Raw genomic sequence first — 20,966 nt, 5'->3', positions numbered from 1 at the left:
CATGAAAAAGAATATAATCTGGATATTATTATTTGTCTTAAGTTTGTCTTCCTGTTCGAAAGACTTTCTACAGCTTACGCCTGATTCTGAACCAAACGCAGACGATTTTTATGAAACAGAAGAGCAATTTGAACAAGCCGTAAATGGTGTTTATCAATCGTTACGAGCAAGTGTAAATGAAAGCGGTTATCTGATGGGCGAAATGCGTTCCGACAATACACATTATGATTATTATGCACCGGATCGGGGAATTCATATCATTCGCCGGGAGAATATTGACGACTTTCTGGACGATGCGCAAAATCAATGGACAAATGATTATTTTAATAATAGTTATACTGGTATTGCCCGTGTCAATACGATCTTGGACCGCATCGAAATGGCCGGTTTTGATCAGGCAGCAAAAGATCCGATTATCGGAGAGGCCAAATTCTTGCGTGCTTTTTACTATTTTAACTTGGTTCGTTATTTCGGAGGGGTACCGCTTTATTTAAAAGAAGTACTGAAAGAAGGGGATGCCTTTTTACCAAGATCGACCGTTGATGAGGTATATAACGTCATTATAGCAGATTTAAGCGATGCAATTGAAAAATTACCGTCGCCTAGTTTTCCACAGAGTGGTCGAGCTAACAAAGGGGCGGCCTCTACGTTATTGGCGGAGGTTTATATGACTCGGAAGAATTTTACGGAAGCGGAGCCTCTATTGCAGGCGGTTACTACGATGGGGTACAACCTGCTGCCCAACTACGCAGATGTTTTTCTTCCCAGTAACAAAAACAGTCGAGAGTCCATTTTTGAGATACAGTTTATGATGGGTGATCAAGGACAGCAAAGTATGTTCACCTATTGGTTTATTCCAAAGTCAACGAACGTGGAACTGATAACCGGGATCACTTCCAATACCTTAAACTCGGGTGGATGGAATGTTCCTACAAGCGATATGATGAATACCTATGAGGCGGGCGACAGTCGAAAAGATGCGTCCGTTGGTATAGCCGAAGGGATCATTGGAAGCGATGGGAATTTCCAGATACAAGCAGTAAAGAGTAGTGAAGGGTATCAGTTGCCTGCAGGAAAAATAGCGAAACCTTTTGTGAAAAAATATTTGCACACACATAGCCGAGAGCAAAATACAGACGATAACTGGCCAATATACCGCTATTCGGATGTTCTCTTACTATTAGCGGAGTGCTTAAATGAAAATGGCAAGCCTGGAGAGGCTTTGGATTACATCAATCAAGTACGGAAACGAGCCGGTGCTACTTTGCCGGTTATTACTACAAGCAGTAAGGGGGAGCTTGCTGATGCAATTGCCCATGAAAGACGGGTGGAACTTGCCTACGAAAATCATCGTTGGCACGACCTCGTACGCACGGGAAAAGCCATCGAAGTAATGAACGCACATGGAGAAGAAATGAAACAGCAATATAATGTTATATCTAGGAATGCCTATCATGTAACGGAAAGTCGCTTGCTGTTTCCGATTCCCTATTTGGAAATGCAGTTGAACAATCAATTAACACAAAATCCCGGATATTAGTCGTCCGAGTAGATCTGCATAAAATAGATGATTATGAAGTATTTCTTTTATGGTTTGGCTATACTGGTTTTGCTGAACCTGCCCGCGCAAGGCAAGCTACGACTTCGCCATTTAACGGTTGAACAGCGGGAAAAACCATTGGGTCTAGATACTCAAATACCGCGATTTGGTTGGCAGATTGATACGAGAGAAAAGGGAGTGGAACAAAAGGCTTGGCAGATTCAAGTATTTTCTTCGATCGAAAAAGTAAAAGAGAACAGTCCGGATGTTTGGGACTCAAAACAAGTCAGGAGTTATCAGCAGTCTTTTATACCTTATGCAGGAATACCCTTAGAATCCGCACGCAGCTATTTTTGGCGCGTGCGGATTTGGGACGGAAAAGGGATGGTCTCGGCCTGGAGTGTCCCGGCTAAATTTGTTACCGGTATATTAAACCAAAAAGAGTGGGAAGCAAGCAATTGGATTGCCTATGATACATTGGCGTCAACCTTAAAAGTGATGCCGGGGGTGCATATGAACGGCGACCATTTGGGTAAAAAGGGATTGGAAAGGGCCATCATACCTTATTTTCGTAAACCCTTTGTCGTTTCAAAAATGCCAAAGGAAGCCTATTTATTTGTTTCAGGTCTGGGACAATACGAAGCGCGACTAAATGGTGAAAAAATCGGGGATGACTTTCTCGCTCCAGGCTGGACAAATTATGAGCAACGCTGCCTGTATAATACCTATGATGTAACGGACCAACTGCAGGTCGGTGAAAATGTACTAGGTGCTTTGGTAGGTACAGGCTTTATGTATATCAATCGGGAGCGCTATCGTAAAATGGTACGCGCGGAGGCTTTTCCGATGCTCCGGGCGCGATTGTTGTTGCGCTATCGGGATGGTAGTGAGGAATGGATCAATACCGATGGCTCCTGGAAAACGAGCCCGTCACCCATTATTTTTAGCAGCATTTATGGGGGGGAAGACTATGACGCCCGTTTAGAACAGCAAGGTTGGGATGCACATCCATTCGTTGATGATGCATGGAAAAGAGTACGCGTGCTATCTGGACCTCAGGGAAAATTGCACGCTCAAAGGGATTACCCATTAAAGGTAATGGACGTGTTTGATGTAGTAGAAAAAAGGCAAATAAAAGCCAATCAACTTTTGGTCGATTTTGGACAAAATGCATCGGGCATTATTCGTCTAAACGTAAAAGGGCATGCCGGTGATCGGGTAAAAATCATTCCGGCAGAGGTATTGGACGATCAAGGTTTGCCATATCAACAAGCGTCTGGATCTCCCTATTTCTTCGAGTACAATTTAAAGGGTGGCGCAAAGGAAATATGGCAACCGCGATTTACTTACTATGGTTTTCGATATGCTTTGATAAGCTGCGAGGGGATTTCACCGTCGGCCGTCGAAGTTCAGTTACTGCATACGCGGAATAGCATGCCTACGGCTGGAAGTTTTAGTTGTTCGAATCCCCTTTTTAATAAAATAAACAGCTTGATTAAATGGGGTATACAAAGTAACCTGGCAAGTGTGGCAACTGATTGTCCTCATCGCGAAAAATTAGGGTGGTTGGAACAGACACATTTGATTGGTGCATCACTCAAATACAATTTCGACGTATACAATTTGTATAATAAAATTATCGACGATATGATGGAAGCGCAGTTGACCAATGGCTTGGTGCCTGATATTGTTCCTGAGTATGTGCCTTTTGAAGGAGGTTTTAGGGACTCGCCCGAATGGGGAAGTGCTTCGATTATTATCCCTTGGTATCTATACCAATGGTATGGTGACCAAGCTGTGTTGAAAAAAGCCTATCCCATGATGAAAAGATACCTAACCTACTTGCAGCATAAAGCCGATGGGCACATCCTGTCACACGGTTTAGGCGATTGGTTCGACCTGGGCCCAAAGGATCCCGGGGTTTCTCAATTGACGCCGATTGCGTTGACGGCCACCGCAACCTATTTTTATGATGCCGATTTAATGGCAAAGATTGCGACTGCCCTTGATAAACCGGAAGAAGCTTCCGCGTATCGTGCATTGGCAGATGACATCAAACAGGCTTTCAATCATCAATTTTATCAAAAAGAATCGGGTACCTATGCAACGGGTAGCCAAACGGCGTATGCCATGCCGCTCTACATGGGATTGGTGCCTGATATGGACCGAAAAAGGGTAGCAGCAAATTTAATAGATTCCATCAAAAAAAATAAGCATGCTTTAACGGCAGGCGATGTGGGCTATCGATATTTATTACGGGCTTTGGAAGGAGCAGGCGCCTCGCAGCTTATTTACGAGATGAACAATCGCGATGATGTCCCGGGATATGGTTATCAATTAAAACACGGGGCCACAGCCCTTACCGAGTCTTGGCCTGCCCTGAAATATGTCTCCAATAATCACATGATGCTTGGTCATTTGATGGAATGGCTATACAGTGGCCTTGGAGGAATTCGTCAGGCACCTGATGACTTCGGTTTTCGAATATTACATCTTGAACCGGAAATCGTACAGGGTTTGGATTGGGTGAGGGCTGAATATGCATCCATTAACGGACCCATTGCCCTGCAGTGGAAAAAACGAAAAGGAAAGTTACTAGTGCGGGTTATTATCCCCGCCAATACAAAGGCCACTCTCTATTTGCCGATGAGCAAGGAAAGCGAAGTCGCACTGCGTAAGCGTTTTGATGATCATGAACAGGTGCAGTTTGTTGATTATGCAGATGGTAAGGCACAGCTAAGCGTTAACTCGGGGGAGTACACATTTACTTGTTTTTAGGGTACATAAGTAAATGCTTCTTTTGAAAAGGTTATTTTTTTATACTTTAGTGCATAAACAAACCGTATAATTATGAAGTACAACCAGTTCAAACCACAAAAAACAGACCGAAGAACATTTTTAAAAAAGTCGAGCATGTTAATGGCGGCGGGTACACTGGCTTATCATCAAAATTCTCTTGCCTTCCAAGCAGCAAAAGAACCGACGTTGAAAGTTGGTTTGATTGGCTGTGGTGGTCGAGGAACAGGAGCCGCAGCTCAAGCGATACAAGCCGATCCGAATGTCCATATCACTGCTTTGGGTGATATCTTTGAAGATCGCTTAGAACAAGCATTGGCTTCATTATCCCAAATCGACGAAAAAAGAGTTAAAGTGGATAAAAAACAGCGCTTCATTGGTTTCGATGCTTATCAAAAAGTACTGGATGCCGATATCGATGTGGTCCTGTTAGCCACGCCGCCGGGTTTTAGACCGGATCATTTAGCAGCGGCCGTAAAAGCGGGCAAGCATATCTTCTGTGAAAAACCTGTTGCCGTTGACGCGCCTGGTGTGCGAAAAGTACTTGATGCCGTAAAGGAGGCAAAAGAACGTAATTTATGTCTCGTCTCCGGTTTTTGCTTTCGCTATGATTGGGCCAATAGAGCGGTCTTCGGTAAAGTGCTTGAAGGAGCGATCGGCGCTGTGAATACCGTATCAACCTTTAGAAATGGGGGAGAATTATGGTCAATACCGCGGCAGCCCGCGTGGTCTGAAATGACCTATCAATTACGCAACTGGTATTATTACAATTGGCTTTCGGGTGACTTTATTGTTGAGCAGGCCGTTCATAGTTTGGACATGATGTCGTGGGCCATGGGGGATAAAATGCCGATAAAAGCAACTGGAACGGGAGGGCGTCAGGTACGTACTTCTGAAATTTATGGCAATATTTACGATCATTTTGCGATTGAATTTGAATATGAGAACGGTGCACGCGCTTTTCATTTTACAAGACAACAAGCGGGAACTTCCAATAGAAATAGTGTTGAAGTGTTAGGCTCTGACGGACGCGCGCTTATTAATATAGGGGGCCCAATTCAGCTTATTGGTAAAACGAATTGGAAATACAACGATAAAAAGAATAATATGTACCAGACGCAGCATGACGAGTTATTTGCGGCGATACGTAAAGGAACACCCATCAATGATGGAGAATGGATGGCCAATAGCACGATGCTCGCTGTTTGGGGGCGAATGGTAGCCTATAGTGGTCAGACGATTACCTGGGAGCAGGCAATGCAATCCGAGGATAGACTCGGACCCACAATGGAAGAATATGCATGGGATCTGAAATGGGAAGGGCCGGGAATAGCCGTGCCCGGAAAAACGAAGGTTGTTTAATCTAATAGGCTGTGAAAAATCAAAACACGTATCGCATATGAAGATAATGAAATCTGTGCTCATGCTGCTTCTTTTTGCCTGTTCTGCTAATTTCTTCGCCTTAGCACAGTCGGGAGCAATAACATTCGGCCAGGTGATGCCACTGGAAAAGACCCTGAACGAGACAACGGTGCAGAAGCATGCGTTGAATTGGCTCAACGTCAATACCGATTCAGCTACTTGGTATGTGGAAGGAGAACTGTTAAAATGTACCGGCAAACCGATCGGTGTCATGCGTTCGGAAAAGTTATATGAGAATTTTATTTTGCATGTAGAGTGGCGTCATATGGAGGCAGGTGGGAATTCCGGTGTCTTCGTCTGGAGTGATGCTAAACCAGATGAGAAAAGCCGACTTCCAGCAGGGGTTGAGGTACAAATGCTGGAGCTCGACTGGGTAAATCAACATATGCAAAATGGAGAAAAGCCACCGATTGCTTATGTACATGGCGAACTTTTCGGAGCCGGTGGTACAACTACCATACCTGATAATCCCCGTGGAGAGCGGAGCAAGTCGATCGAAAATAGATGCAAGGGAAAAGGGGAATGGAATACCTACGATGTTATATGTGTAGATGGAACCATCAAGCTCGCAGTTAACGGTCGTTTTGTAAATGGAGTAAGACAGGCATCTCGTAAGAAAGGTTATCTGTGCTTGGAATCTGAAGGGGCCGAAATACACTTTCGCAATCTTCAGATTATTGAACTTCCACCAGGGACAAACGGCCCAACAATAAATCCTTAACGATATCTATAAACAGTTAAATTTTTAAATTCAAATAATGTATCCTCGTAAATCCCACATCGCCTTCGGCTTCCGTTTTTTTGTTTTTCTTGCAGTTTTTTTTAGTGGTAAAGGTGTATATGCACAAAATACCAAGCTTGTTAACCTACGCGTAGAGCATCTTCCCGCTCCTTTGGGTATCGACCAGGCACATCCCCGATTTACTTGGCAATTTGAAACAACAAAATCGGATTTTAAGCAAACAGCCTATGAAATATACGTAAATAGTGATTCCTTGGCAACATTGAAGGGCGACAAAAATTTATATAAAAAAGGCAGAATCTCCGAAGATCAGCCATTGACGTACTATGAAGGGGAAAACCTACAGGCTTTCACCAAATATTATTGGAAGGTAAAAGCGTGGGATGAGGGGGGAAACACAGTGGAAAGTACTGTTAGCTCATTTGAAACAGGAATGATGACGTCAAGTAATTGGCAAGGTAGCTGGATTTCCGATGGTCAGGATATCACGGTAAAGCCGGCACCTTATTTTAGAAAAACTTTTTCTACTTCGAAGCCGATTAAATCAGCACGCGCTTATATTGCCGTTGGTGGATTATATGAGTTGTACATCAATGGTCAACGAATTGGAAATCATCGTTTAGATCCTGCTTATACGCGCTTTGATCGTCGAAATTTATATGTTAGTTACGATGTGACGAAACAAGTTCGGGAAGGTGGAAATGCAGTGGGTGTTCTTTTAGGAAATGGTTGGTATAATCACCAGTCGACCGCTGTCTGGTTTTTTGATAAAGCGCCTTGGCGTGCACGGCCAACTTTTTGTATGGATTTGCGAATCACTTATGCGGATGGTTCTGTTGAAACAATTGTTAGTGATAAGACGTGGAAGACAAATACCGGGCCTTTGATATTCAACAGTATTTATACGGCAGAGCATTACGATGCGCGCTTAGCACAAAAAGGATGGGATCAGGCGGATTTTAATGATAGTACCTGGAAGGAGGTTTTTTACCGGGCAGCACCATCTCAACATATTGTATCGCAGGCGATGCATCCTATTCGAAATGTGACACCCTTGAAAGCAAAAAGTTTACATCAGGTTAATGACACGACGTATGTTTTCGATTTTGGGACTAATATATCCGGTGTTACATCGCTACAAATACAAGGCGAAGCGGGAACGGTTGTCCGACTAAAACACGGGGAACGGATTTATGATAATGGGCATGTAGACATTTCTAATATCGATCAGCATTATCGGCCTACGGATGATAAAGATCCTTTTCAGACTGATATCGTTATACTCAGTGGAGGCGAAGATCATTTTATGCCTGCTTTTAATTATAAGGGCTTTCAGTATGTGGAAGTGACAAGTAGTCGCCCCGTAAATTTAGTGGAAGAGAGCCTAAGTGCTTACTTTATGCATAGCGATGTTCCGCAGATCGGCACTATTCACGCCTCTAATCCAGTGATCAATAAAATCTGGGAAGCAACGAACCGCTCCTATTTATCGAATTTATTTGGATACCCAACGGATTGTCCGCAACGAGAAAAAAATGGGTGGACAGGGGATGCGCATATTGCTGTCGAAACCGGGTTATATAGCTTTGATGCCATTACAATTTATGAAAAGTGGCTGGCTGATCATCGCGATGAACAACAAGCAAATGGTGTATTACCGTCTATCATTCCAACGGGTGGCTGGGGATATGAGTGGGGTAACGGACCGGATTGGACGAGTACAATTGCCTTAATTCCCTGGAATATTTATCTTTTTTACGGCGACAGTAAACTATTGAAAGATTCATATGGAGGAATAAAACGCTATGTCGATCACATTGATGCTACGTATCCAAGCGGGCTTACAACTTGGGGGTTGGGTGATTGGGTGCCGGTGAAGTCGAAATCCCCGGTGGAACTGTCCTCATCTATTTACTATTATGTAGATGCGACGATTTTAGCAAAAGCGGCTAAACTGTTCGGAAAAGAAGAGGACGCGAAGCGATATGAACAACTCTGTCTAAAGATAAAGGACGCCATTAATACTAAATATTTAAATAAGGAAACGGGAATATACGGACAAGGGGTTCAGACCGAATTGAGTATGCCGCTGTTTTGGGATATCGTCCCTGAAACTTTGCGAGAAAAGGTAGCGAAGAATCTAGCAGATCGCGTGGCGGCAGATCACTATCATTTGGACGTAGGCTTGCTGGGTACGAAGGCGATCTTAAATGCACTCAGTGAAAATGGCTATGCCGATGTGGCCTATAAAGTGGCAGCCCAGGAAGATTATCCATCGTGGGGATGGTGGATAAAGAATGGGGCGACGACGCTGTATGAGAATTGGAATATTCAATCGGCACACGATATTTCCCTCAACCATATCATGTTTGGTGAAATTGGCGCTTGGTTATACAAAGGATTGGGCGGTATCAAACCGGATCCTGAAAAACCGGGCTTTAAACATGTTCTTATCGAACCCCATTTTGTAGAGGGACTGGAAAATTTTGAAGCTTCGCATATCGGACCTCATGGTAAAATCACAACACGCTGGGAAAGGAAAGGAAAACATATAAAGCTTTGGCTGACGATTCCCCCTAATAGCGATGGAACATTGACGCTACCGTCTGGAGAGAAAAGAACGTTAGCTGCAGGTAGTCATGAATTTGATATATAAGGAAAAGGAAGGTTTTTTTATTCAACTTTTCTTGATAAAAGTTGAGCAAAATCAAGGCTAGTGTAGGGTACCTTGCACCTGATTGCAAAGCATTACCGGCGCGTATTGGAGCCGTTTCACTTCCTCAATCCGCTTGGGTATTGCAATATGAACGGACGTGCAAATGCTTTGCTGCTCGTTGCCTCGGTATCCTCCAAGGCCATTCTTCCCACGCACAGGGCTTACCAGCTGCCCGCAAAAGCCCTCCGTTCTACTGAAATATCGCCTAGGAAATTTGCGGTTTGCACGTTGATGCACTACCGCTTGTAGCAAAGTTCCAAGCGAGGAGTTTTTGGTTACTTTTTGCGGAAAAAAGTGACTAAAGCAAACCTTTCTTTATATACAACACTCGAGCTTTTCTTCTCTATACAATAGCAAGAATTTTCGTATCTTTGTAAAGAATCTCCTACACCGAATCAACCGATCAAAAACCGTCTTTTCCTGAAAGTTTACAATCTAGAAGTCCACGTGAAATCCACGTCAAGTCCACGTTATATCCACGTTACATCCACCTGTCCTCCGTTATCCCTTTTATTTCCATCCCTGTTCCATTGCTTTTCTTTAGTACGTATCTCGTACGGCTATCACGGGGATGGCCTAAGTAGGTAAATAGTAATGTAGTTAAATCGTTGAGTAGGGAAGTAGCTAATTAGCCAATCAGTCAATATTGAGCGGGGAAAATGAGCTGATCGCTTAAATAAATGTTTTAGAGACGCTTAAATCAGGACGGTACAGGATAGCAGTCTAACCGTTTTTAGTAGCTTTGCTTTCCACCGAGTTAGCCAATAATGAAGCCAATTTATAAAAACCTGTCAGATATAGATTTGGTAACGCGTTTAACAAATAATGACCAAGAAGCTTTTACGGAGGTCTATAATCGTTATTGGAAAAAACTTTTAACGGTTGCCAGTAACAAAGTGGAAAGATTTGAAGATGCGGAAGAAATCGTACAGGATATTTTTGTGAATCTTTGGAATCGGCGACAAGAATTGGAAATTCATACTTCATTGGGCAATTATTTAGCGGTATCGGTTAAATATCGCGTCATCAAAGTGTTGGATAAATATTTTAATAAACAGCACTATATTAACAGCTTGGTGTCCAGTAATTTTGTCGACAATTCGACGCAAGAATGGTTACAGTTTAATGAACTCTTTCATCAATTAAATCGCTATGTACGCGATCTGCCCGAAAAATGCAGGTTGGTCTTCAAATTAAGTCGAGATCTTGGTTATTCTCAAAAACAAATTGCCGAAGAATTACAGATTAGTGAGAAGACTGTGGAAGCCCATATGGGCAAAGCAATACGTGTTCTACGTGCGAAATTAAGCCATTTTATATTTACCCTTCTATAACCAATGCTGCGCACCTCAGCAGTACAAAAATATTTTTAAATTTTTTTTTAATCAAAGTAAGGGATTTCTTTTCCACAAAGGACATCCTATAAAGACCAATTATTTACAATGAAAGAAAATACGCGATATCAGGAGCTAGCGGCGAAGTGGTTAAATAATACCATCACGGAAGATGAAAAGAAGGAATTTGCTGACTGGTATAATGAAGGGCAGGATGAAGAGCTTATTATTCGATCAAAATTCGCAGGTAGTGAAGCGGCGTATCGTAAACAATTATTTGATAAAATTAAGGGCTTAACCTCTTTAAACGATACAAGGACAAGGCGTATTTGGTTAGATAAGCGTTTAATTTTTGTGGCCGCATCCATCGTCTGTCTTATGATCGTCGGTGCTTTAATGTATGTTAATAAACCAAATGCAGAAAAGCAGGAAGTCGCAAAAAAAGCGGTATCCATCAAACAGGGGAAGCTGGCATGGAATCAGGATAAGACGATGATGCGCTTACCTAACGGAGAAGCGGTTAATCTGGATGATTTGCCAACAGGAACCGAGCTAAATATGGAAGGGATCGTTATTCATAAGCTTGATACCAACGTCATACGTTGCATGAACAAACGAAGCGATGTAACAGCTCGAGATCAACCCTATCATACGATTGTAAGAACACCGATTGGTAAAGATTATAAGCTAGTATTGGCTGATGGGAGTACCGTGTGGTTGAATGCCGCATCGGAAATTAGTTTTTCATTTCATTCTAAATCTGAACGCCGCGTTCGCTTGGATGGAGAGGCTTACTTCGCCGTGAACCGCGACGGTAAGAGCGACCTGATTCCCTTTGTTGTTGAAACCCGACAACAGGAGGTATACGTATTGGGTACCGAATTTAATATCGATGCGTATCACGATGATAAATGGGCCCGTACAACGCTTGTTAAGGGTTCCGTTAAGGTGAAGCAAACGCATACCGATGTGGAGGCTATTCTAAAACCAAATCAGCAAGCAAAGGTGAGTCATCAGGCATCAAAAATCAACGTTAGAAGCGTAGATGCCTCGGAGGTTATTTCCTGGAAAAAGGGCTATTTCAGCTTCCATGATTCGGATATTCAAAGTGTATTAAAACAATTTGCACGTTGGTATGGACTGGAAGTGATATATGAGAGAAAGCAATTTGCAGAGACTTACGTTGGTAAAATTCCACGATCCCTAAGTCTAACAGAAGCGATCGGCATATTGGAGACGGTTGGGGTGAAGTGTAAGATCGAGGGAAAAAAGTTAATCATTATATAATTATTCAATTGAAGAAAGGAGGAATTATGTATGACGTTTAGCGACTAATATCGAAGAAGCCGATTTACAAAAAAAACCGATAGTGTTGCGAGCACTATCGGTCTCGATGAGGGTAAATCTGTGTCAATTATTCATAGCGTGACGAGCTATTTTCTTTAACCAAGATAAACCACAAACCTTGCAAAATTATGCAAATTAATCAATTTGACAAAGGACTGTGTCTGTGCAGTCTGTGCATCAGCGCGAAGGATATTTTATTAGCAGAAAAGCGCTGGTTTATAGATCTAAAAAAGCTTTTTTTTATGAATATGTGGCTCGTGGTATTAACCACCGCATGTTTGCAAACGGCAGTTGCTGAAAAGATACTGGCGCAGAAGGTTAGCTTAAACCGGGAAAATGCAACAGTAGCTCAATTGCTGGTCAATATAGAACAGCAAACGGGGTATACCTTCTTTTATAAAAAAAATGATATCGAGCTGATGAAACCGCTTAGTGTTTCACTGAAGAATGTAAGTGTCGAAACGGCCTTAAATTATATCTTTAGGGATCAACCCTGTAGCTTCCAAATCAAAGACAAATTAATCGTTCTTCAGAAGCGACAGGCCAGCACGGAATCGCAACAGCCCGTAATACAGCAGGAGCATATCGTTTCCGGTACTGTTACGGACTCCGCGGGTTTGCCAATTCCAAGTGTGTCGGTGCTCATTAAAGGTTCCGCTAAAGGTACCTCAACCAACACCGATGGCGCCTATCAAATTCAAGCCAACCCAGGACAAGTATTGGTATTCCGGAACATTGGTTTTCAAGAAAAGGAGGTATCCGTGGGAGATGGACAACGAATTGACGTCGTGCTGGACGCTTCGTTTGAAGGACTGGAGGAAGTCGTCATTATTGGCTATGGAAGTCAGCAACGCAGAGATGTTACAGGATCGGTTGCACCTATTTCGATGGAAAATGTGCGCGGACAGGCCATATCCAGCCCAGATCAGGCTCTTACCGGACAAGTTTCGGGCGTCAATGTGAGTACTTCTAATGGTACTCCCGGTGGAGGTCCCCGAATACAAGTGAGGGGAATTGGTGCAATCGGCGCGGGTAGCGAACCCTTATACGTGATCGACGGATTTCCGATTCCTTCATCATCTGATCAGCAATCCAACCCGATGAGCGCACTCAATCCTCAGGATATCGCTTCGATGACTGTCTTAAAGGATGCGTCTGCAACGGCAATTTATGGATCACGGGGAGCAAATGGGGTCATCATTATTACAACAAAAAGGGGAGCAAGTGGAAAACCGACTGTGCAATTATCGGCCAGTACGGGCCTCCAGGAAGTGCCGCAGACAGGACGCCCTGATTTGATGAACGGACAGGAATTTGCACAATGGCGTAAAGAGGCTATCATGGATAAGATTCGTTTTGAGGAAGGTCGTGAGCCCACATTGGAAGATGTCCCCGAACTTTACCGAAATCCTGAGTTAATAGGTAAGGGTACAAATTGGTTCGATGAGGTTACCCGTGTGGCTCCCATGACCGATATCAATTTGAGCGTTTCAGGGGGAACCGAGAAGATGAAAACCTATATCTCAGCAGGGTATTTCAACCAGGAAGGTGTTATGTTGAATACGGGTTTTGACCGCTTTTCGCTCCGAACCAATGTGGACGCCGATTTATCGGATCGGTTTAAAGTGGGATTGAATGTCTCACCTTCCTTAACTTATACCCGAGGTGGAGTAAGAGGGCAAGGACGGGATGAAGGTTTTGATATTGCCAGTTCGATTCCGGCAGTATATAATCCGGATGGCAGCTACAACGCCTACATCCAGTCGCCAGGTACTTTCGGTGTACCCAATCCGGTGATGGTATTGAATGAAACAACCAATAAGGCAAGTCGGATCAAGGTGCTAATGAATACCTATGCTGAGTATCGTATTCTAAATAATCTACGGTTCAAAACCACCTTCAATGTCGATTATGAAGATGGAAACAGCGAATATTTCCGTCCTTCGATTTTAGGAAATCAGAATGCCGCACCACCTTCCGTCCCCAGTGGCCGTTACATTCAATCGAAATACTTAAACTGGTTGAACGAGAATACGTTGAACTACGATCTCAATACCGATAATGGACATTCGTTGACCGCTCTTGTGGGTTTTAGTGTTCAATCCCAAAAAAATCAATCTGCTGATTTTACGGGAAATCAATTCCCCGATGATGATATTGAAACATTGAATGCTGCTGCACGTATTACGGGCGGAACGGATAAAAGTGATTGGTCCTTGATCTCGTATCTGGCACGGGCAAATTATGCGTATTTGGATAAATACCTTGTAACCGCCACCGTTCGGAGTGATGGATCGTCTCGTTTTGGTTCCAACAATCGTTGGGGTGTTTTTCCCTCGCTGGCTTTGGGTTGGCGGATTTCAAATGAAAATTTTCTAAAGAATGTGAGTTGGTTGAATGAGCTTAAACTTCGTGCATCCTATGGCTTTACGGGAAATTTCAATATTGGAAATTATTCTTATATGAGCAACATCGGTACCAACGATTACGTGTTTAATGGAACCTTGGCGAGTGGGCGTATCATGAATACCTTAGGGAATCCAAATTTGGGCTGGGAAAAGATGCGGGAGTTGAATACGGGGATTGACTTTGTCGGCTTTGATAATCGGCTAACCGTCAGTGTTGATTATTATCACCGCAATACACAGGATTTATTACTGAATGTTGAAATTCCGGAGTCCTCCGGATTCAGCACCGTGACGGAGAATAGGGGTGATGTCCTGAATCAAGGACTTGAATTGGGCATTAATTCGGTGAATATTGCAAAAGATCATTTCAATTGGAGTACCAGTATTAACGTCTCTTTCAACCGCAATAAAGTATTGGCATTAGGTAGAAGTAGTGACCCTATTTACTCGGGAACCAGTAGTGAAGGGAATCCAACGAACATCACTAAAATTGGAAGTCCGGTAGGCATGCTCTTTGGCTATGTGGTAGAAGGTATTTATCAAGACGAAGCCGACTTGGAACGCTATCCATCCTTTCCTGGAGCGATTCCGGGTAATATGCGGTTTAAAGATGTAAATGGTGACGGACAAATTACACCAGTAGAAGATTTTGACGTTATCGGCAATCCTTATCCCGATTTTACATGGGGTGTTACCAATACATTGAAATATAAGCAGTTTGATTTTCGGGTATTGGTCGTGGGATCTGTCGGTGCAGAAATGTTGCGAGCAACGAACTTTTATACGGGTAATATTGATGGGGTGTTCAATGTCAGAAAAGAAATTGCCGATCGGTGGCGATCGCCGGAACAACCAGGTAGTGGAAGGGTGCCGACTACCAACGGTACCGGCCGCGGTCGTGTTATGTTTCGGGACACCCATTCGTATTCGGTTGAGAAAACAGACTACGCCTGGATAAGAAATATTACGTTGGGTTATACCCTTCCCAACGGTATAGGAAAAAATAAGTTTATTCAACAAGTGCGTTTATACGGTACTGTCCAGAATGCCTTCCTGTTTACGGGATATAGTGGCAATCCCGAAGGGACGAATTACAATCGGGAAGACACGGGGGCTCTGGTACCCGGGATCGACTACTCCAATTACCCTGTTCCCCGAATATTCACCTTAGGAGCGAATGTGTCCTTTTAAACTTTAAAATTTATTCTAATGAAAATAAGAATATATATAGTAGGATGTTTGCTATTACTTAGCTCATCGTGTAAGAACCTACTGGACGTAGAACCTTACTCATTTTCAAGTGATCAGAATTATTATCAAACGGAAGGTCAGATTTTACGGGCTGTAAACGGCGCTTATGCCTCTTTGCAGGGACTGTATACCAGTGATTTTTGGGCGCTGACCGAAATGCGGGCCGATAATACGAATTATCAGTTCGATGAAACGGATCGGGGAGCACAGCAAAGGGAAGAGATTGACGAGTTCATGATTACCTCCACCAATAATTATGTCAATACTTGCTGGCGGATTTTATATGATAATATCCAACAAACCAATGTTATTTTAGATCGAGTAGATGCCGTGGCATTTGGGGATGAGACATTAAAAAATCGATATATCGGTGAAACGAAATTTCTACGAGCGTTGCAGTATTTTTATTTAGTTCGTCTTTTTGGAAAAGTTCCCTTGCTGATTCACGAAGTTGCCGAACCTGAGCATGCTTTTTCCGAAGGGCGGGCAGAGGTTGATGCAGTTTACGAACAGATTATTAGCGATGTGCAAGGAGCTGTAGAAAGTTTGCCCGAATCGTATAGTGGCGCAGAAGGAGGGCGTGCCACCAAAGGTGCGGCGCTAACGTTGTTAGGTGAAGTCTATTTGACAAGGAAAGAATATGAATTAGCGGCTACGACTTTAACACAAGTGACGACCCTCCAGTACGCTTTACTGCCAAATTATGCGGATAACTTTAATCCGGCAACGAAAAATAATGCGGAAGATGTGTTTTCTATTCAATACGACGCTGCCTTGCAAACAGAGGCGAGCAATTTTATTTTCGTTTTTGGTCCGAACAATGGAAAAATGCAACTCACCGGTTTTCCCGGTAAGTTAGGAGGAACAAATATTCCGACACCCAGTATATGGAATGCTTATGAAGAAGGGGATGTTCGCCGAGCGGCATCGATACAATTATTCGATGATCCTTCGAACGCTTCGTTTCAAGAAGCGGTAGCGTTCGATGGTAAAATTCCTTTTATTAAAAAATATTACCATCCGCCATTTTTGGAGGACGGCCGCGCCAATGAAAATTGGCCGATTTATCGATATGCGTATGTGTTACTCATGTTGGCTGAAGCCATCAACGAACAAGGGGGCGATCCTTCTCCTTATTTGAATCAAGTACGTGCAAGAGCAGGATTACAACCCGTATCGGACTTAAGTCAAGCCGCACTTCGTGACGCAATTGCACATGAGCAGCGGGTAGAGGTTGCTTTCGAAAATCATCGATGGTTTCAGTTGCTTCGGACGGCAAAGGCCATTGAAGTGATAACACAACATGGGATTGAAGAAAAGCAACGCTTATCTCGCTTAAGTAAAGCCTCTTATAATATACAAGAGTACATGTTACTATACCCTATCCCCGAACGGGAAATTCGGTTAAATGGATTTGAGCAGAACCCTGGATGGTAATCTTTTAATCGGGCACCGCAAAAATGGATTTTTTTCTTTTTGCTTTGATTGTTTGGTTCTTTATGATCAAGCATAAAGAACCAAACAATCAAAGCGATGAATAAACATAAACATCCATTAGATGCTAAATGCGGTAGCCCTGCCTTTAATGTATTATTCTAAAACAATTCAAGAAATCGTATATGCAATCATATAAGCGTAACGTGTTATGGCTAACACTGATTATATTATTGATCGTTGTTGGCTGTCGCGAAGAACCCGAAAAAATAGTAGAACCAGACCCTAAAGTAAAAAAAATCGTATTACCTCCCGATTTTGTGGCGGAACATATTTATAGTCCTTCCGACAATGAACTCGGTTCGTGGGTGGCGATGACTTTCGATAATCAGGGAAGGATGATTACCTCCGATCAATTTGGCTCACTGTATCGCGTGAAATTACCACCTATAGGTGCGGATTCGACGGTGAAACCCGTCATCCAAAAGCTCGATTTTCCCAAAGTGGCGGGCACCAAGAAGGATTCAGCTGATAAGACAATTGGAATGGGCTTTGCACAGGGACTATTATGGGCCCATAATAGTCTATATGTGATGGTGAATCACAAAGCAAATGACGAATTCGCGAAGGGTAGTGGCTTATATCGTTTACAGGACACCGATAACGATGATCAATTTGATAAGATTACCCAATTGATTGCCTTGGAAGGATCCGGCGAACACGGCCCCCATAGCGTTGTCCTAGGTCCGGATAGTACCTCCATTTACGTCGTTGCCGGAAATTTTACAGACCTCCCTCGGATGAACGACTATAAATTGCCGCCAAGCTGGCAACGGGATAACCTATTTCGTATGATTTTGGATCCGCAAGGACATGACGCAGATAGCTATGATAAAGGAGGATGGATTGCGAAAACCGATTCAGTTGGTGCGCATTGGGAGTTAATCAGCTCCGGTTTTAGAAATCCATTTGATATTGCCTTCAATAAGGAAGGAGAGCTTTTTACCTATGATTCGGATATGGAGTGGGATTTTGGAATGCCCTGGTACCGCCCTACCCGGATTTGCCACGTGACAAGTGGTGCAGAATTTGGCTGGCGGAAGGGCAATGATAAGTGGCCTTCTTACTATCCCGATAATTTGCCGGCCCTGTTAAACATTGGACAGGGATCGCCAACTAATCTCTTATTTGCTTATAACGCTCGATTCCCGGAGAAATATCGAAATAGTTTGCTGGCTTTTGATTGGAGTTTCGGTATGATCTACCGGGTACAGCTTGATTCTAAAGGCGCTAGCTATCAGGCGAAAGCGGAAGAATTTATTTCGGGGTCACCATTGGCTTTAACCGATGGGGAAATAGGCCCCGATGGTGCTTTGTATTTTTTAACAGGTGGAAGAAAGTTGGAGTCGGACTTATACCGGGTTTACTATAAAGATTTTGAAAAGATCGATCCGAATAAAACAAGCGGAGAGCTTGCACAGGCGAGTTATTTGCACAAGCTTCGAAAACAATTGGAACAATATCATCGACCGTCCGAACCAGGTACGGCAGCGAAACTTTGGCCTTATCTGAAATACAAGGACCGCTTTATACGCTATGCAGCCCGAATAGCTATTGAGCATCAACCGGTAGATTCGTGGGCTCATTTGGCTTTGGGGGAAAACAATGTGACGGCCTTGACGGAGGCCATGATCGCGCTGGCGCGAACCGGCACGGCTACGCTGCAAGCAGATATGCTGAAAAAAATGGCGACCGTTGATATCGGCAAATTACCATTGGTCATGCAGCAAAATCTGCTAAGAGCGTATGAGTTGATCATCGCCCGTATGGGAACACCTCGAATGCAAGATAAACAAGCCCTCATTCAACGGCTTGGGCAATTATATCCGGCGGATAATAATGCATTAAATCAGCAATTGAGCAAACTATTAGTAGCGATTGATGCTGAAGATGTGGTAGAAAAAACACTTCCCTTATTATATACGGCGAAAGACGATACGACAGGGCGAGAAACCGTTACCCAATCATCGGATTTGATTTTGCGCAATCCGCAATACGGGTTGGATATTGCCAATATGTTGGCAAAAATGCCACCTGCGCAGCAAATTTATTTTGCCACGGTATTAAGTGTAGCAGAAAAGGGATGGACTTCGCAACTGCGTGAGAATTACTTTAAATGGTTTTATGATGCTTTCGGATATAAAGGAGGCAATAGCTATATAGGCTTTTTGGATAGGGCGCGAAAACGTGCGCTGCAGCAAGTTAGTAAAACGCAATATGCTCATTATAATAAATTGTCGGGCGATTCGCTGTTAAGCGCCACAGGCACTTCGCTGGCTTTTGATGGCGAAGGGCCGAAAGGTCCGGGTAAGAACTGGAAGATGGAAGACGCTTTACCCGTTGTTGAAAAGGATTCGGGCGATCGCGATTTTAAGCGGGGAGCTATGCTCTTTGCCGCTATTCGTTGCCAATCTTGTCATACGGTACGCGGAGAAGGCGGTTCGATCGGCCCCGATTTAACACAGCTTGGTACACGTTTCACAATGAAGGATATCTTGGAGTCTGTGATCGAACCCAATAAAGTTATTTCAGATCAATACGCATCCACCGTTTTTACGTTGAAGGATGGCAGTTCCGTTTTGGGCAGACTTAAAAATGAGGATGAAGAAAACTATTATGTTTCGCAAAATCCCTATGCTCCGCAGGTATTGAAACAAATTCCCAAGAAAAGCGTGGCCACTAGTAAAATAGCAGAAGTTTCCATGATGCCACCGGGTACGATTAATGTATTAAGCCCATCTGAATTAAAAGACTTAATGGCTTATTTAATGTCTGGCGGAAATGCAGAAAGTGACTTATTCAAACCAAAAAAAGGTAAATGATGAGGCAGTACGATCGAAAAAATTGGCAGGAAAAGGTCACAAATCCCGCCCAAATTGGCGGGATAGAAACCTCCATTTTAGACAATGGTTTGGGAACCGGTACCCGTATAGCCTGGTTTAACACGGGTTCGGGGCTGCGGTTTAAAATCGTCATTGATCGAGCGATGGATATAGCGGATGCTTTTTTTAATCAGCATAGCTTATCCTGGTTAAGTCGATTGGGTGCGATGAAGGCCCAACCGTTTTCCGATCGCGGCGTAGATTGGCTGCGAACATTTGGTGGTGGTTTGCTGGTCACCTGCGGCCTCACCCATATTGGAGGGCCTGAGGCGGATGATTTCGGTACCAGGGGCTTACATGATCAAATCAGTAATTCACCTGCCGAAATTGTATCGATCATCCAACCCGATCTAAGAGATCCTGAGCCTGAAATGTCGATTACGGGGATCGTCAGGCAGGGGCATCCGTTAGGTCATAACATAGCGCTAAGACGGACGATTCGGGCGGTTTTGGGAAAGCCGGTAATTCATATTGTAGATTCTGTTACCAATCACGGTAACACGCCCGTGCCTCATATGCTCCTCTATCATTTTAACTTCGGTTGGCCGCTAGTAGACGAGGGGAGCTTACTCTGGTGGCAGGGGCCTTGGGAGGCGCGTGAGAAAGGTGAAAAAAATAGACTTTTTAAAAAAGGAAATTCTTTTAAGACCTGTAGCAAACCGTTGTCTATCCATAATGGACAAGGAGAAGAAGCTGCCTTTATCAATGTAAGTAGTGATCCAACAGGGAAATGTAGGTGTGCTTTGTATAATGAGCGATTGGGCTTAGCGGTTTCACTATCCTTTCAAAAAGAGCAACTTCCCTGGCTAACAAATTGGCAACATTGGGGACGGGGTGAGTATGTAACGGGTCTCGAGCCAGGTACCAATCCCCCCATCGGTCAACGAGCAGCGAGGGCGCAACAACAGTTGATTTTATTGGAACCGGGCGAATCGCGCGATTATACCCTGACACTTGATGTGCTCGATCAGCCCGAAGCTATTGAGAAAATGCGGTTAACCTATACAGAAAAATTATAAACAATTAAATAATAG

General features: G+C 43.5%; 12 protein-coding genes. All 12 read left to right on the top strand.

Translation table 11 applies throughout. The annotated features are described in order from the left end of the window. Position 1: 1 nt before the first annotated feature. Entirely contained in the window at positions 2-1,540 is a 1,539-nt protein-coding gene (locus RYH73_RS20045; protein ID WP_335315264.1) for a RagB/SusD family nutrient uptake outer membrane protein, read from the top strand. Between the two features lie 33 nt (positions 1,541-1,573). Further along, positions 1,574-4,318 carry a family 78 glycoside hydrolase catalytic domain gene (locus tag RYH73_RS20040; protein ID WP_335315263.1) on the top strand — a complete coding sequence of 915 codons (2,745 nt, stop codon included), beginning with the start codon at positions 1,574-1,576 and terminating at the stop codon, positions 4,316-4,318. A gap of 72 nt (positions 4,319-4,390) precedes the next feature. Further along, positions 4,391-5,698, top strand: a complete 1,308-nt coding sequence (locus RYH73_RS20035) for a Gfo/Idh/MocA family protein (RefSeq protein ID WP_335315262.1) — start codon at positions 4,391-4,393, stop codon at positions 5,696-5,698. Positions 5,699-5,735: 37 nt separating this feature from the next. Then, on the top strand, positions 5,736-6,479 hold the full coding sequence (locus RYH73_RS20030; RefSeq protein WP_335315261.1) for a 3-keto-disaccharide hydrolase: 744 nt from the start codon (positions 5,736-5,738) through the stop codon (positions 6,477-6,479). 37 nt (positions 6,480-6,516) lie between these two features. Further along, entirely contained in the window at positions 6,517-9,156 is a 2,640-nt protein-coding gene (locus RYH73_RS20025; RefSeq protein WP_335315260.1) for an alpha-L-rhamnosidase, read from the top strand. A 41-nt stretch (positions 9,157-9,197) separates the two neighbouring features. Then, positions 9,198-9,413 (top strand): hypothetical protein, encoded by a 216-nt coding sequence (locus RYH73_RS20020; RefSeq protein ID WP_335315259.1) that lies wholly within the window; start codon positions 9,198-9,200, stop codon positions 9,411-9,413. A gap of 570 nt (positions 9,414-9,983) precedes the next feature. Then, complete coding sequence (locus RYH73_RS20015; protein ID WP_335315258.1) at positions 9,984-10,550, top strand: RNA polymerase sigma-70 factor; 567 nt, start codon at positions 9,984-9,986, stop codon at positions 10,548-10,550. Between the two features lie 108 nt (positions 10,551-10,658). Further along, positions 10,659-11,837 carry a FecR family protein gene (locus RYH73_RS20010; protein WP_335315257.1) on the top strand — a complete coding sequence of 393 codons (1,179 nt, stop codon included), beginning with the start codon at positions 10,659-10,661 and terminating at the stop codon, positions 11,835-11,837. 188 nt (positions 11,838-12,025) lie between these two features. After that, positions 12,026-15,496 (top strand): TonB-dependent receptor, encoded by a 3,471-nt coding sequence (locus RYH73_RS20005; protein ID WP_335315256.1) that lies wholly within the window; start codon positions 12,026-12,028, stop codon positions 15,494-15,496. A gap of 18 nt (positions 15,497-15,514) precedes the next feature. Further along, positions 15,515-16,993 (top strand): RagB/SusD family nutrient uptake outer membrane protein, encoded by a 1,479-nt coding sequence (locus RYH73_RS20000; protein WP_335315255.1) that lies wholly within the window; start codon positions 15,515-15,517, stop codon positions 16,991-16,993. A 182-nt stretch (positions 16,994-17,175) separates the two neighbouring features. Continuing rightward, positions 17,176-19,872 carry a c-type cytochrome gene (locus RYH73_RS19995; protein ID WP_335315254.1) on the top strand — a complete coding sequence of 899 codons (2,697 nt, stop codon included), beginning with the start codon at positions 17,176-17,178 and terminating at the stop codon, positions 19,870-19,872. Then, positions 19,869-20,951, top strand: coding sequence for an aldose 1-epimerase family protein (locus tag RYH73_RS19990; RefSeq protein ID WP_335315253.1), 1,083 nt, complete (start codon positions 19,869-19,871; stop codon positions 20,949-20,951). The genes RYH73_RS19995 and RYH73_RS19990 overlap by 4 nt, the downstream gene beginning before the upstream one ends. Positions 20,952-20,966 lie beyond the last annotated feature (15 nt).

This window comes from Olivibacter sp. CPCC 100613, from assembly GCF_036959255.1.
Taxonomy (GTDB): Bacteria; Bacteroidota; Bacteroidia; order Sphingobacteriales; family Sphingobacteriaceae; genus Olivibacter.
Note: the sequence above shows the minus strand (reverse complement) of the source record. Positions and strands in the feature narration are given on the sequence as shown.

Excerpts from the sequence above, each read along its gene's own strand:
- RYH73_RS20040 (WP_335315263.1), top strand. The coding sequence starts at position 1,574 with ATGAAGTATTTCTTTTATGGTTTGGCTATACTGGTTTTGCTGAACCTG.
- RYH73_RS19995 (WP_335315254.1), top strand. The coding sequence starts at position 17,176 with ATGCAATCATATAAGCGTAACGTGTTATGGCTAACACTGATTATATTA.
- RYH73_RS20035 (WP_335315262.1), top strand. The coding sequence starts at position 4,391 with ATGAAGTACAACCAGTTCAAACCACAAAAAACAGACCGAAGAACATTT.
- RYH73_RS20000 (WP_335315255.1), top strand. The coding sequence starts at position 15,515 with ATGAAAATAAGAATATATATAGTAGGATGTTTGCTATTACTTAGCTCA.
- RYH73_RS20030 (WP_335315261.1), top strand. The coding sequence starts at position 5,736 with ATGAAGATAATGAAATCTGTGCTCATGCTGCTTCTTTTTGCCTGTTCT.
- RYH73_RS20010 (WP_335315257.1), top strand. The coding sequence starts at position 10,659 with ATGAAAGAAAATACGCGATATCAGGAGCTAGCGGCGAAGTGGTTAAAT.
- RYH73_RS20045 (WP_335315264.1), top strand. The coding sequence starts at position 2 with ATGAAAAAGAATATAATCTGGATATTATTATTTGTCTTAAGTTTGTCT.
- RYH73_RS19990 (WP_335315253.1), top strand. The coding sequence starts at position 19,869 with ATGATGAGGCAGTACGATCGAAAAAATTGGCAGGAAAAGGTCACAAAT.
- RYH73_RS20005 (WP_335315256.1), top strand. The coding sequence starts at position 12,026 with ATGCAAATTAATCAATTTGACAAAGGACTGTGTCTGTGCAGTCTGTGC.
- RYH73_RS20025 (WP_335315260.1), top strand. The coding sequence starts at position 6,517 with ATGTATCCTCGTAAATCCCACATCGCCTTCGGCTTCCGTTTTTTTGTT.
- RYH73_RS20015 (WP_335315258.1), top strand. The coding sequence starts at position 9,984 with ATGAAGCCAATTTATAAAAACCTGTCAGATATAGATTTGGTAACGCGT.